Raw genomic sequence first — 12,592 nt, forward strand, 5'->3', positions numbered from 1 at the left:
GGGCTCCACTCCGACTCGAGGTCAGCGTCGCGGATCCGCCCCGCCACCCAGACCGGCCACCCAGACCCGCCACCCAGAACCCGACGCCAGGCTTTCGAAGCCGCTCAGCCCCCGGATGGGTCCCACCGCCGGAGTTGCACCGTCCGGGTGGGAACCACCACTCCACACCAGTCCACGACGTCCCCCAGCCGCGAACGCCTCCCACAAGCAGGGTGAGGTGGAGGGTGCCGGGCATGGGTGAGCGAGGGCGGCTGCGGCTGCATCCGGACGAGGAGCCGGTGCCCGTGGCGAGCGCCGAGGAACTGCTCCGGCGCGTCGCGGCGGGGGACGAATCCGCGTTCGCGGCGCTGTACGACCACATCGCCGGGCCGGTGCTCGGGCTGGTGACGCGCGTGCTGCGCAACCACGCCCAGGCCGAGGAAGTGGCGCAGGAGGTCCTGGTGGAGGTGTGGCGCAAGGCCACGAGATACGTCCCGGAGCGCGGCAGCGCGCTGTCGTGGGTGCTGACGATCGCCCACCGCCGGGCCGTGGACCGCGTGCGCTCGCACCAAGCCGTGCTCGACCGCGAGGAGCGGGCGGGCCGGATGGACGTGCGGCGGCCGTTCGACGAGGTCACCGAGTCCACTTTGGCCACTCTCGACCAGCAGCGGGTGCGGCAGTGCCTCGCCCAGCTCACCGATCTCCAGCGCGAGTCGATCGTGCTGGCCTACTACAACGGCTACACCTATCCCGAGGTCGCCGAGGTGCTGAAAGTGGCGCCCGGGACCGTGAAAACCCGCATCCGGGACGGTCTGATCCGGTTGCGTGACTGCCTGGGGGTGGATCGATGACCGCCGAGCTGCACACGCTGACCGGGGCCTACGCGCTGGATGCCGTGTCCGATGTGGAGCGTGCCGGGTTCGAACGGCACCTCGGGGAGTGCGCGGCGTGCCGCCAGGAGGTGGCCGAGCTGCGGGCGACCGGCACCTGGCTCGGCGTGGCCGAGACCGTGGGGCCGCCGCCGGCACTGAAGGCGCTGGTGCTCGCCGACGTGACGCGCACCCGCCAGCTGCCGCCGCGGGTCGCCGCGTTCCGGAAGCCGCGGCGTACCAAGGCTTTCGGGCTGCGCGTCGCGCTGTTCGGGGCCGCCGCGGCCGCCGTCGTCGCGGTCGGGGTCGGCGTCGTCACGACGTCCGCGCCGCCGGCTCCGGTCGACTCGGTCCTGTCCGCGCCGGACGCCACCGCGATCCAGGGCGCCGGCGAGGGCAGCGCGACGCTCGTCGTCTCGCGCAGCCGGAACCAGGCCGTCCTGCTCGCCTCCGGGCTGCCCGCACTCGACGCCGGGCACGTCTACCAGGTGTGGATGATTCGCGCCGGCGAAGCGCGCTCGGCCGGGGTCCTGCAGCCGCGGATGCTGATGTCCGACATCCCGCCGGGCACCGACCGGATCGGGATCACCGTCGAACCCGCGGGCGGCTCGGCCGGCCCGACGACCCCGGCGGTCACCCGGATCTCGCTGACCTAGCGCCACGACTGGAGAACCATGAGCACGTCAACGGCCGAACAGGCCACCCCGGCGTCCGGTGAGGCGCCCGAGCCCCGGCTGAGCCGCCGGGTGGCCGCCCTCCTGGGCGTCCTGGCGCTCGCGGCGGCGCTGGCGGCGGGACACCTCGTCGCCGGCCTCGTCGGCATCAACGCTTCGCCGTACCTCGCGGTCGGCAACGGCGCCATCGACCTGACCCCGGTGGAGCTCAAGGACTTCGCGGTCCGCACCTTCGGCACGTACGACAAGCTCGTGCTGCTCGCGGGGATGGCCGTGGTCATGGTGGTCGTGGCGGCGGTGGCGGGTCTCCTTTCGCGCCGCACGCCGTGGCCGGGGCTCGTGCTGGTCACCGGGTTCGGCCTGGTCGGGCTCGTCGCGGTGTACGAACGGCCCGACCTCGACACGCTCGCGCTGCTCGCCCCGCTGGCGAGCCTGGTCGCGGGGGTCGCGGTGTTCGCCCTGCTGCACCGCCTGGCACGGCGCGACGCCGCGCCGGCGTCCGCCGAGGGCTCGTCACGCCGGACGGTGCTGCTGGCCGGGGCCGGCGTGGTCGTCGGAGCCGGGGTCGCCGGGCTCGGCGGGCAACTGCTCGCCGGGAGCCGTGACGCGGCCTCGTCGCGCGAGGCGGTCGGGCGGCTGGTCCCGGCGCGGACCGCCCCGATGATCCCGGCGGACGCCGACTTCGCGAAGCTGGGCACCCCGACGTTCCTCACCCGCAACGCGGACTTCTACCGCGTGGACACCGCGTTGTCCGTCCCGCAGGTGCGGACCGAGGACTGGAGCCTGCGGCTGCACGGCATGGTCGACCGCGAAGTCCGCTACGGCTACGGGGACATCCGCAACCGGCCGCTCGTGGAACGCACGATCACGATGACGTGCGTCTCCAACGAGGTCGGCGGCACCTACGTGTCGACGGCGAACTTCATCGGCGTCGACCTCGCGGACCTGCTCGAGGAGGCCGGCGTGCGCCCCGGCGCCGAGCAGCTCTACTCGTCCAGTGTGGACGGCTGGACCTCCGGCAGCCCGGTCGCCGCGGCGATGGACCGCGGGCGCGGCGCCATGCTCGCGATCGGGATGAACGGCGAACCGCTGCCGATCGAACACGGTTTTCCGGCGCGCCTGGTGATACCCGGGTTGTACGGTTACGTGTCGGCCACGAAATGGGTGACCGATCTCGAAGTGACGACCTGGCAGGCGCGGCAGGCGTATTGGCTGAAACGCGGCTGGAGCCGGGAAGCGCCGATCAAGACGGAATCGCGGATCGACACGCCGAAGGGGTTCGAAACCGTGCCCGGCGGAAAGGTGCGCGTCGCCGGGATCGCGTGGGCCCAGCACACCGGAGTCGACCGGGTCGAAGTGCGGATCGACGACGGCCCATGGCGCGAAGCCATGCTGTCGCAGCAAGTAAATCTCGAAACCTGGCGAATGTGGTGGATCGAGTTCGACGCCAAGCCCGGCGGCCACCAGGTCGTCTGCCGGGCCACCGACAAGAGCGGTTACACACAGACGGACATGCGCGCCGGAACCGTTCCCGACGGCGCCACCGGGTGGCACAGCATCAATTTCACCGCCCAGTGACCCGCATCACCCGATCGGATGGCAATCCGATTCGAGTACAGCCTCGAATGACCCGTAAGAAGAAGTTCACAGCCGCTTTATTGGAGTGATTTTCGTGACCAAGCTTCGTGTCGCCGGAATCGGTTTCGCCGCCGTGGCCGCGCTTTCGCTGACCGCGTGCAGCGGCAGCGACACCGCTTCCTCCGGGAGCTCCAGCAGTGCCCCGGCCCCGGCTCCTTCGTCGTCGATGGCCGCGCCGTCGACCGACTCCGCCGCGTCCAACGGCGTGACCACCAACGCCGACGTCTTCGGCCCGGCCTGTTCGCAGCTGCCGCAGGGTTCGGCGCCCGGCTCGCTCGACTCGATGGGCCCGCAGCCGGTCGCGTCGGCCGCGTCGACGAACCCGCTGCTGACCAAGCTGGTCGCCGCGGTCAAGGCCACCAACCTGGTCGACACCCTCAACAGCCAGCAGGCCATCACGGTGTTCGCGCCGGCCGACCCGGCGTTCGCCGCGCTGGGCGACGCGAAGTTCGCCGAGCTTGCGGGCAAGCCGGCCGAGCTGGCGCCGATCCTGCAGTACCACGTCGTCGGCAAGCGTTACGACGCCAAGGGCCTCGAGTCGGCCGGCACGCTGGAGTCGCTGAACACCGCCGGCGGCCCGCTGAAGATCGAGGGCTCGGGCGAGAACATGACCGTCAACGGCGCGAAGATCCTGTGCGGCAACATCCCCACCAAGAACGCCACGGTCTTCGTGATCGACAAGGTCCTGACGCCGGGCACCAACAAGTAAGTCAGGGCTTCCGGCCCAGTGCCGGGGCGAGGCGTTCCGCGATGTCGGTGAGGATCTGCACGTAGTCTTCGTGTTCGAAGGTGAACGGCAGGGCGAAAGCCACCTCGTCGACCTCGCGGAACGCCGCGTGTGCGTGCAGCCGGTCGGCGATCTCGGCCGAGCTGCCGACGAAGTCGCGCGAGAACAGCATCCGCGCCGGGCCTTGCGGTTCCGCGGTGCGGGGAAGCCGCTTCTCGGCGTACGCCTGGTATTTCGCGCGCTGCTCCGGCGTCGCGCTGTCGGTCGGGACGACGACCAGTCCCTGCGAGACGCGGGCCGCTTCGCCGGCCGGGTGGTGCTCGCGGAAGGCCCGGATGTGCGACAGCTGGATCTCGGCGAAGTCGGCGCTTTCGCCTTCGGCCTTGACCACGCTGCTGGTCAGGAAGTTCATCGCGTGCTTGCCGGCCCACTCGGCCGAGCGCAGGCTGGCACCGCCGTACCAGAGGCGGTCGCCGAGCCCGGGCGCCTGCGGCTGGACCCGGTCGGAGAAGACCTCGAAGCCCTCGGTGCCGCTGAAGCCGGTCGCCGGCTTGCCACGCACGAAGTCCAAGAGCCGTCGCACGCGCTCGTAGGAGAAGTCCTCGGCGTCGGCGGTGTCCGGGTAGAGGGCGCGCTTGACCTCGTCGTAGCGCATCGGCGGCCCGACGCTGAGCCCCGGGTTGAGCCGGCCGCCGGAGAGCAGATCGACGGTGGCCAGGTCCTCGGCGAGCCGCAGCGGGTTCTCCCAGCCGAGCGGGATGACGGCGGTCCCGAGCTCGATCCGGCTGGTCCGCTGGGAGGCGGCGGCGAGCACGGCGACGGGCGAGGAGATGCCGTGCTGCAGGTGCCGGTGCCGCACCCAGGCGCTGTCGAACCCGAGCTGTTCACCGAGCTCGATGATCCCGAGGGTCGACTCGTGCCCCCGCCGCGGGTCGGCGGGGTCGAACAGGCCGATGGTCAGGAAGCCGAGCTTCCGCAGTGGTCGCGACACACCGCCGATTCTGCCTCCGGCGGCGCAGGTGGCCGTGGGAGTTCCACCTGCTGGGCGACCGCGTCGGGGCGATCGCCGAGCCGCGCGCCGAGGCCGGCGGACGTGAGGCCGTCAACGGGCTCACTTCGCCGCACAGTCGATATCCGATGGATACGGCCAAGGCGGTCGATCCGCGCACAATGGCCGAATGCGGAAGTTCATCATCGGCTTGATTTCCCTGGTCGTCGTGCTCCTGGTTCTCGTCGGAATATTTCTGGCGCATGCGCGACCTGAGACGGATATTCCTCTCGAAGTGGCCAAGGTGGGGATGAATCTGACCGTCGCCGTGCTGATCACCGGCGTCCTGTCCGTCCTGGTCGGCCGCCGGGCCGAGGAGCGGGCGCGAGCGGAAAAGGAAGCGTCCGAGCGGACGGCGCGAGAAGAGGAGCGCGCGTCGGCACTGGCGGGAGCCTTGCGTGAGCTGAAGGCGGGATACGAACGAGTTCAGGTCGCGCGGTTCTACCTGCGCGCCCGCACGACGGGTAAGACCTTCGGAGAGCAGATCGAGGCGTTCTCGGATGCTCGGGCGCATCTCCACCGGGTCCAGCGCGAACGGTTCGTCCTCGGGACCGACGTCGAGAAATGCGTGCAGCGCATGCTGGACTACCTGAACGGTGTATTGGACGAATATCGGCACAACTACTCGCGCATCACGTCATACGCACTCGACGAGGAACGAGTCCGGCAACGCATCCTCAATGGTGCGGACGCTGATCTTTCCGCGTTCCCCAGCTTGCCGGCTGAGGAATTCGTAGCGGTTGCCCGGATCGTCGTCGACGAGGACGGGTGGAAGGAGACGGCGTTCCACCGGAACTACCACGACGCCAAACACCAACTCCTGGATCGGATGGCCGTGCGGCCGCCACTGGTGACCGGCTGAGTCAAGCCTGCTCGCGCAGGCGGTCCAAGCCGTCGAGGATGACGTCCAGGCCGAATTCGAACTCGGCCTGGTCGTCGCACCAGCCCAGGGTCGAGTCCGGGTCGTCGTGGGCGATCTCGCCGAGCATCCCGACCAGGTTCGGCAGCTGCCAAGCCAGGTCCACCGGCACGTCGGCCGACTGGCCGGCCGACGGGTCGAACAGCTCCTGGCTGAACCCGAGCGCGCGGCTGCCGAGCGCGTGCAGCGCGTGGTGGACCAGGTCGTAGGAGAACCCGCCGCCGCGCATCTGGCCGACCAGCGCGTCGTAGTAGCGCAGGACCGCGGTGCTCGTCGACGACCTCGTCTCGAACAGCTCCGGCGCCCAGCGGTGCCGGAGGAACACCTCGCGCGCGGTCAGGATCCGCTGCCGCACCGCGGGCTTCCACTCCGGCGACGGCTCGACGCGGGCGACGGCGTCGTTGATCTCCGCGGCCACGACGTCGACGATGCCGTCGAGCACGTCCTCCTTCTTGGCGACGTGGTAGTAGAGCGACATCGCCTCGGCGCCGAGCTCCTCCGCGAGGCGGCGCATCGTCAGCGCGCGCAGCCCGTGTTCGTCGGCGAGCTCGACGGCCGCACGCAGCACGCGCTCGCGGCTGAGGGGGATCCGCGCGTCGGTCGTCACCCACAAGATCGTACAAGGTAAGGCGCCATTGACGTTCTTACGTTGTACGGCGTACCTTACGAAGTACGACTTACGGCGTAAGAATCGCGGGAGGCGACATGAAAGCCCTGGTCCAGTACGTGTACGGCGCATCGGACAGCCTGACGTTCGAGGACGTCCCCGATCCGGTGCCCGCCGAAGGCGAGGTGCTGGTCCGGGTGCGGGCGACTTCGGTCAACCCGTACGACTGGCACTTCATGAGAGGCGAGCCGTACGTCGCGCGGCTGATGCAAGGCGGCTTCGGCCTGCGCCGCCCACCCGCCGGCATCCTCGGCTGTGACCTGGCAGGCCGGGTCGAGACGGCGGGGGCGAACTTCCGGCCCGGCGACGACGTCTACGCGCTGCTGCCGAGGGGCGCGTACGCCGAGTACGTCTGCGTGCGCGAGGAACTGCTGGCGCCCATGCCGGTGAACCTCACCCACGCCCAGGCGGCGGCGATGCCGATGGCGGCCGTCACTGCGCTGGTCGCGTTGCGAGGCGTGGAAGCCGGGCAGCGAGTGCTGGTCAACGGCGCGTCCGGCGGCGTCGGCACCTTCGCGGTCCAGCTGGCGCGAGCTTTCGGGGCCCGGGTCGACGCTGTCTGCAGCGCGGCGAACGTCGAGCTGGCCCGCTCCCTCGGCGCGGAGCACGTCGTCGACTACCGCTCGGCGGACTTCACCCGCAGCGGGCGGCGCTACGACTTCGTGCTGGACATCGCGGGCAGCAAGTCGCTCCTGTCGTGCCGCCGGGTGGTGGATCGCGGCGGCAAGTTCGTGGCCGTCGGCGGCCCGGCCGGGCGCTGGCTGCAGCCGGCCGGGCACGCGTTCGGAGCGCTGGCCACCGGCCCGTTCGTCCGGAGACGGGCGGTGCTGGCGGACGCGGTGGGCTGCCAGGACAAGAAGGCGGCGCTGGGCGAGCTGGCCGCACTGACAGAGCGCGGCGCGCTCACGCCGGTGATCGACCGGAGCTACCCGTTCGACGACCTGCGCACCGCGATCACGTACCAGGAAGCGGGGCACGCCAAGGGAAAGGTGGTGGTGACGCTGTGACAGTCGCGAATGACTCATCCGCGACACCGAAGCCGGGAGACGCCGGGCGTGCCGGCGCCTCCCGGTGTCGTCAGCCGTTGTGCGGGCAGTTGCCCCGATAGTCCGAAATGGACAGACTGGTGCCCGGGATCGGGCAGAGGAACTGTTCGTAGCGGGTGTCGTTGTCGATGAACCGCTTGAGCCAGGAGAGGGTGTACTTCGCGATCGTCGTGTTCGACGAGTTGGGAGCGAAGTGGCTGGCGCCGCGCAGTTCGAGGTACGCCTTGTCCAGGGAGGACGGAAGGCTGGTGTAGAAGGGAATCGAGTGCGAGGCCACCGGGGCGACGGTGTCCGCCTCCGCCCCCACGACGAGCGTCGGCACGCGGACCGTCGACCAGCTCTTGGTCAGGTTCCAGCCGGTCAACGGGATCGCGGCCTGCAGCGACGGCCGGGAGCGCGCCGCTTCGAGCGTGCCGCCTCCGCCCATCGAGTGCCCGACCACGCCGAGCCGGCTGCTGTCGATGCGTGAGCGCACCGAGCTCTGCTGGGTCAGGTAGTCGAGCGAGGCCAGCAGTTGCCGGCCCCGGCTGTCGGGCTGGTCGCTGGTGGTCAGGGTGTCGATCGTGAAGACCACGAAGCCCTGCGACGCGAGCCGCGGGCCCAGCCAGGCGATGCTCGACTGGAGCGCGGTGAAGCCGGGCGCGATCGAGATGGCCCCGAACGTGCCCGCGGTCGTGCTCGTCGGGTAGTAGATGGTGCCGCCGCCGAAGCCGGAGACGGTCAGCCGAGACACGGTGACGGTGCTGGTCGCGAAGCTGCCGCGGCTGGCTTCGATGCTGGAGGTGGTCGGGTCGGGGCCGCGTTCGTAGGGGTTCGCGGCGGCGGGCGCCGGAGCGGCGACACCGGTGGTCAGCGCGAGCGCGGCCAGGACGACCCCGGCAGCTTTGGCGCGCCACCCCCGGTGGCGGGATATTTTCTCACCCGAGCCAGACGACGTCGGCGGGCTGGTGAGTACGGACATGGATCGCTCTCTTTCCCCGGGCAGGCGAAAGCGCGCCCGGACACAGGCGGGCGGATCGATGGAACCGTTGCACGGCAACGAAGGAAGTGCCGCGTGCGGGGTGCGGGGTAACCGCTTTCCCCGGGTGCAATGAAACACTTCGGTCAAATGTTCCACAACGGCCGAACGGGTGAGTGGTTGACCGACTGTGCGCTTGCTCAGCGACGAGACCAACCTCGGCGGGCCGGCCGGTGCCGCGTCAGAGGGCCGCGGTGGGCCCCAAAGCCCCGGTCACCAACGTGTCCAGCAACGTCGTCGCGACCTTCAGGTCCACCGTCCGCGCCGCCAGCACGTCCGAATACAGGAACGACTCGCCCAGCCGCACCACCGCGAACGCCAAGTCCGGCAACCCCACCAGCGGCGTCAACTCCGCCGCCGAAGCGTCCGCGCGAAAGAGGTCCACGTGCGCGTCGACGAGGGCCGGCTGCACCTCGCCGCGCGGGTCGGTCAGCACCCTGAGGGCCACCGTCGACTCCGCCTCGAACAGCTTGCGCATCCCCTCGTTGCCCGCGACCTCGCGCCGGTACTCCTCCATCACCCACAGGCACCGCAGCCGGCCCTCGGGAGTGCGGACCGCTTCGCCGTGCGCCGAGCGCCACTGCTCCAGCGCTCGCTGCCACGTCCGATCGGACAGCAGTCGCAGCCCCGCGCCCATCAGGTCGTCGCGGTTGCCGACGCGGCGGAAGAACGTCGTGCGCGAAATCCCGAGCTCCGCCGCCATCCGGCCGAGGTCGAGGCGGGTGCCGGCGAACAGCAGCCGCGCCGCGTGGCGGACGATGTCGTCGGTCGAGACGGTCACCGGCCCACCCTATCCGCAGGTCGCCGACGGTTACTTTGAAGTGCGTGCCACCGCGCGGTTAGCGTGGTGGGGTGCGTGTAGACATCTGGTCCGATCTCGTCTGTCCCTGGTGCTATCTCGGCAAGCGCCGCTTCGAGCAGGCGGTCGCCGAGCTCGGCGCCGACGTCGAGGTCGTGCACCACTCGTTCCAGCTCGACCCGTCGTTCCCGCGCGGGACGTCCCGGCCGACGCGTGAGGTGCTGTCCGAAAAGTACGGCCGGACGCTCGAAGAAGCCGACGCGATGGAAGCGCAGATGGAAGCGCGCGCGGCCGCCGACGGTCTCGAGTACCACCTCGACGGCGTCCACATGGGAAACACCGTCGACGGCCACCGCCTGGTGCACCTGGCAGGCGAGCGTGGGCTGGCCGACGCCGTCGTCGACCGGTTCTACCGCGCGCACTTCACCGAGCGGCGGTCACTGTTCGACCGCGACTCGTTGGTGGACCTGGCGGCCGAAGCCGGGCTCGACGCCACCGAGGCCCGCGCGGTGCTCGAGTCGGACGCCTACGAAGCCGAAGTCGAGGCGGACGGCGAGCAGGCGCGGGCGCTCGGCGCGACCGGGGTGCCGTTCTTCGTGATCGACCAGCGCTTCGGCGTCGCCGGCGCTCAGTCGCCCGAGGTGTTCACCCAGGTGCTGCGGCGCGCGCAGGAGTCCGCGGCGAGCTAGCGACGCCGACGGCTGCGGCTGAACCGCGACCGGTCGGTGGCGACACCGGCCAGGTGCAGCGCGACGCACAGCAGGCCAGCCGTGGTGAGGGTGCTGGTGGTGATGATCGGGCCCAGCCCGAACCCGGCCAGCTCCATGAGCAGGGCGAGCCCGAAGAGCACGGCGGCGAGGATGGCGAGCATGACGCCTCGTTTCTGCTGCGGCGGGGCCGAATGGTCCACACCACTGCGACATTCGCGGTACCGGGGGATCCGGCTTGGTGGCCAGGAATGCCCCGGCTTATCCAGGCTGAAACGGGGTAAGCCGGCTCGCGTCTCAGGAGGGCCGGCCGGCGTGCCTGGGGAGTCGGTTCGCGTGCCTGGAGGGTCGGCTCATCCCACGGCCCGCCGGCGTAGGAAGCCTTTGGAGTGGGGCGGCGCCCCCCGTCTTCCAGGCTACCTGCGGGCACCGACAGTTTCGTCGTCCAGCCGCGCCGACCCAGGTCAAGCCGGTGGGGGTGCTGTGCTCGAACGGAGCACCAGCTCCGTCGGCACCGTCACCGGCTCCCCGGCCTCCGCTCCCGTCTCGATCTCCGCCAGCAACGCCGAAACCGCGTGGTGGCCGACCGCCTCGAACGACTGGCGGATCGTCGTCAGCGGGGGCCAGAAGCACGCCGACTCCTCCATGTCGTCGAATCCGACCACGCTCACCTCCTCCGGCACGCGACGCCCCGTCTCGTGCAATGCCCGCAACAGCCCCAGCGCCATCTGGTCGTTCGCCACGAACACCGCCGTCACCGCCGGGTCGGCCGCCAGCTTCAACCCCGTTTCATACCCCGATGCCGGGGACCAGTCGCCGACCAGCGCCGGGGGGACGAACGCGCCCGCCAGCTCCAAGGTCGCTCGCCACGACTTGCGGCGGCGCTCGGCCGAATACGACTGCGGGGGCCCCGCGATGTGCCACACCGTCGCGTGCCCCAGCTCCAGCAGGTGCCGGGTCGCCGTCGCCGCGCCGTCGGCCTGGTCCGTGTCGACCACCGGGTAGTCGTAGCGCGCGCTGGAATCGATCACCACCACCGGGAGCCCGTGCGGCAGCTCGATCTCGCTCTGGTCGAGCTGGTGCTGCTCGATCAGGATGATCACGCCGTCCACCGCCTGCTCGTTCAGCTTGCTGAACGCCCCCGTCACTTCGCCCTGCGTCGGGCGCGTCACCGGCATCAGGATGATCGAGAACCCCTCCGGGACGACCGCCGCCGCGATCGCGTCCAGCGTGCGGCTGTTCCCGAACGTCGGCAGTGCCGAAATGATCACGCCGATGCTGCGGAACTTGCCGTTGCGCAACGCGCGCGCCGCGCTGTTGGGGCGGTAGCCGATCCGGCGCATCGCGGCGAGGACGCGCTCGCGGGTCGCGTCGTCCACATTGGTCTTGCCGTTCGCGACGCGGGACACCGTCTGGCCGGACACGCCCGCCTCGCGCGCGACGTCCGCCATCGACGGTCCACGGCGCGGGGATGCTGCCGTCACGGGTGACTCCTCGGTGTCCTGGACATGTTTACGTCAACACGTTACTCTCCGAGCCGTTCATGTTGACGTAAACATGCGGAGAAGACGATGACGTCCACTGCGGCTCCGCCCGTCCCGGCGCCGGCCCGTCCGGCGCCGCCGGTCCGCCGACCGCGCCGGCACTGGCGAGGCTGGCTCTTCGTCGCTCCCTTCATGCTGGTGTTCGCGCTGACGTTCATCGCGCCGGTCGTCTACGCCTTCGTGCTCAGCCTCTACCGCGACCAGGCCTTCTTCGGCGGCACGGTGTTCGTCGGCGCCGACAACTACGCGCAGGTGCTCGGCGACCCGAAGTTCTGGGAGTCCTTCCAGCGGGTCCTGGTGTTCCTCGCCGTGCAGGTGCCGATCATGCTGCTGCTCGCGCTGGTCGCGGCCCTGGCGATCGACAGCGCCCGGCTGCACGCCGCCGGGCTCTTCCGGATCGTGATCTTCCTGCCGTACGCGGTGCCCGCCGTGGTCGCCACGCTGATGTGGGGCTTCATCTACGGCGACCACTTCGGACTGGCCGCCGACCTCAACCACCTGCTCGGCACCGACGCGGTGAAGCCGCTGTCGCAGAACTGGCTGCTCACCTCGATCGGCAACGTCGTCACCTGGGAGTTCGTCGGCTACAACATGCTGATCTTCTACTCCGCGCTCAAGGTGATTCCCACCGAGCTGTTCGAGGCGGCCGCGATCGACGGCGCCGGCACGTTCCGGGTGATCCGGTCGGTCAAGCTCCCCGCGATCCGCGGTGCCATCGTGATCGCCACGATCTTCTCGATCATCGGCAGCTTCCAGCTGTTCAACGAGCCGAACATCATGCGCAACCTGGTGCCGAACGTGATCGGGACCTTCTACACGCCCAACATGTACGCCTACAACCTCTCCTTCGCCGGCCAGCAGTACAACTACTCCGCCACGGTCGCGATCGTGATGGGCGTGATCACCGCGGTCATCGCCTACGTCGTGCAGCTGCGCGGCTCCCGGAAGGGGATGTGA

General features: G+C 70.3%; 14 protein-coding genes. 8 read left to right on the plus strand and 6 right to left on the minus strand.

Annotation, left to right across the window (positions count from 1 at the left end):
• Nucleotides 1-233 precede the first annotated feature (233 nt).
• The 4 genes from sigK to QQ657_RS32645 all read left to right on the plus strand — a co-directional run bounded on the left by sigK (nucleotide 234) and on the right by QQ657_RS32645 (nucleotide 3,869).
• A complete protein-coding gene (gene sigK, locus QQ657_RS32630; protein ID WP_284746116.1) occupies nucleotides 234-830 on the plus strand; it encodes an ECF RNA polymerase sigma factor SigK in 597 nt (198 codons plus the stop codon).
• The gene (locus tag QQ657_RS32635; RefSeq protein ID WP_284746117.1) at nucleotides 827-1,504 is read left to right on the plus strand and encodes an anti-sigma factor; all 678 of its coding nucleotides are present in this window, start codon (nucleotides 827-829) and stop codon (nucleotides 1,502-1,504) included. The genes sigK and QQ657_RS32635 overlap by 4 nt, the downstream gene beginning before the upstream one ends.
• Nucleotides 1,505-1,522: 18 nt before the next feature.
• On the plus strand, nucleotides 1,523-3,100 hold the full coding sequence (locus QQ657_RS32640; protein ID WP_284746118.1) for a molybdopterin-dependent oxidoreductase: 1,578 nt from the start codon (nucleotides 1,523-1,525) through the stop codon (nucleotides 3,098-3,100).
• A gap of 94 nt (nucleotides 3,101-3,194) precedes the next feature.
• A complete protein-coding gene (locus QQ657_RS32645) occupies nucleotides 3,195-3,869 on the plus strand; it encodes a fasciclin domain-containing protein (RefSeq protein ID WP_284746119.1) in 675 nt (224 codons plus the stop codon).
• Nucleotide 3,870: 1 nt separating this feature from the next.
• On the opposite strand, the gene QQ657_RS32650 is transcribed toward QQ657_RS32645, so the two are convergent.
• Nucleotides 3,871-4,878, minus strand: coding sequence for an LLM class flavin-dependent oxidoreductase (locus QQ657_RS32650; protein WP_284746120.1), 1,008 nt, complete (start codon nucleotides 4,876-4,878; stop codon nucleotides 3,871-3,873).
• 187 nt (nucleotides 4,879-5,065) lie between these two features.
• On the opposite strand from QQ657_RS32650, the gene QQ657_RS32655 reads away from it, so the two are divergent.
• Nucleotides 5,066-5,797 (plus strand): hypothetical protein, encoded by a 732-nt coding sequence (locus QQ657_RS32655; protein ID WP_284746121.1) that lies wholly within the window; start codon nucleotides 5,066-5,068, stop codon nucleotides 5,795-5,797.
• Nucleotide 5,798: 1 nt separating this feature from the next.
• On the opposite strand, the gene QQ657_RS32660 is transcribed toward QQ657_RS32655, so the two are convergent.
• Complete coding sequence (locus QQ657_RS32660) at nucleotides 5,799-6,461, minus strand: TetR/AcrR family transcriptional regulator (RefSeq protein ID WP_284746122.1); 663 nt, start codon at nucleotides 6,459-6,461, stop codon at nucleotides 5,799-5,801.
• Between the two features lie 98 nt (nucleotides 6,462-6,559).
• Here QQ657_RS32660 and QQ657_RS32665 point away from each other — a divergent pair, with 98 nt between their 5' ends.
• Entirely contained in the window at nucleotides 6,560-7,528 is a 969-nt protein-coding gene (locus tag QQ657_RS32665) for an NAD(P)-dependent alcohol dehydrogenase (protein ID WP_284746123.1), read from the plus strand.
• A 70-nt stretch (nucleotides 7,529-7,598) separates the two neighbouring features.
• On the opposite strand, the gene bdeA is transcribed toward QQ657_RS32665, so the two are convergent.
• Together bdeA and QQ657_RS32675 are read right to left on the minus strand one after the other, a co-directional pair.
• Nucleotides 7,599-8,528, minus strand: a complete 930-nt coding sequence (gene bdeA, locus QQ657_RS32670; protein ID WP_284746124.1) for a bis(hydroxyethyl) terephthalate hydrolase — start codon at nucleotides 8,526-8,528, stop codon at nucleotides 7,599-7,601.
• Nucleotides 8,529-8,766: 238 nt separating this feature from the next.
• Nucleotides 8,767-9,366, minus strand: coding sequence for a QsdR family transcriptional regulator (locus QQ657_RS32675; RefSeq protein WP_284746125.1), 600 nt, complete (start codon nucleotides 9,364-9,366; stop codon nucleotides 8,767-8,769).
• An 83-nt stretch (nucleotides 9,367-9,449) separates the two neighbouring features.
• Here QQ657_RS32675 and QQ657_RS32680 point away from each other — a divergent pair, with 83 nt between their 5' ends.
• Complete coding sequence (locus QQ657_RS32680) at nucleotides 9,450-10,073, plus strand: DsbA family oxidoreductase (RefSeq protein ID WP_284746158.1); 624 nt, start codon at nucleotides 9,450-9,452, stop codon at nucleotides 10,071-10,073.
• Here the strand turns inward: QQ657_RS32680 and QQ657_RS32685 are convergent.
• Together QQ657_RS32685 and QQ657_RS32690 are read right to left on the minus strand one after the other, a co-directional pair.
• Complete coding sequence (locus QQ657_RS32685) at nucleotides 10,070-10,255, minus strand: hypothetical protein (RefSeq protein ID WP_284746126.1); 186 nt, start codon at nucleotides 10,253-10,255, stop codon at nucleotides 10,070-10,072. The two genes, QQ657_RS32680 and QQ657_RS32685, sit on opposite strands and share 4 nt — an antisense overlap.
• A gap of 300 nt (nucleotides 10,256-10,555) precedes the next feature.
• Entirely contained in the window at nucleotides 10,556-11,542 is a 987-nt protein-coding gene (locus QQ657_RS32690; RefSeq protein WP_284746159.1) for a LacI family DNA-binding transcriptional regulator, read from the minus strand.
• A gap of 120 nt (nucleotides 11,543-11,662) precedes the next feature.
• Between QQ657_RS32690 and QQ657_RS32695 the strand changes: the two genes are divergently transcribed.
• Nucleotides 11,663-12,592, plus strand: coding sequence for a carbohydrate ABC transporter permease (locus tag QQ657_RS32695; protein ID WP_284746127.1), 930 nt, complete (start codon nucleotides 11,663-11,665; stop codon nucleotides 12,590-12,592).

The sequence above is a fragment of the Amycolatopsis ponsaeliensis genome, assembly GCF_030182635.1.
Taxonomy (GTDB): Bacteria; Actinomycetota; Actinomycetes; order Mycobacteriales; family Pseudonocardiaceae; genus Amycolatopsis; species Amycolatopsis ponsaeliensis.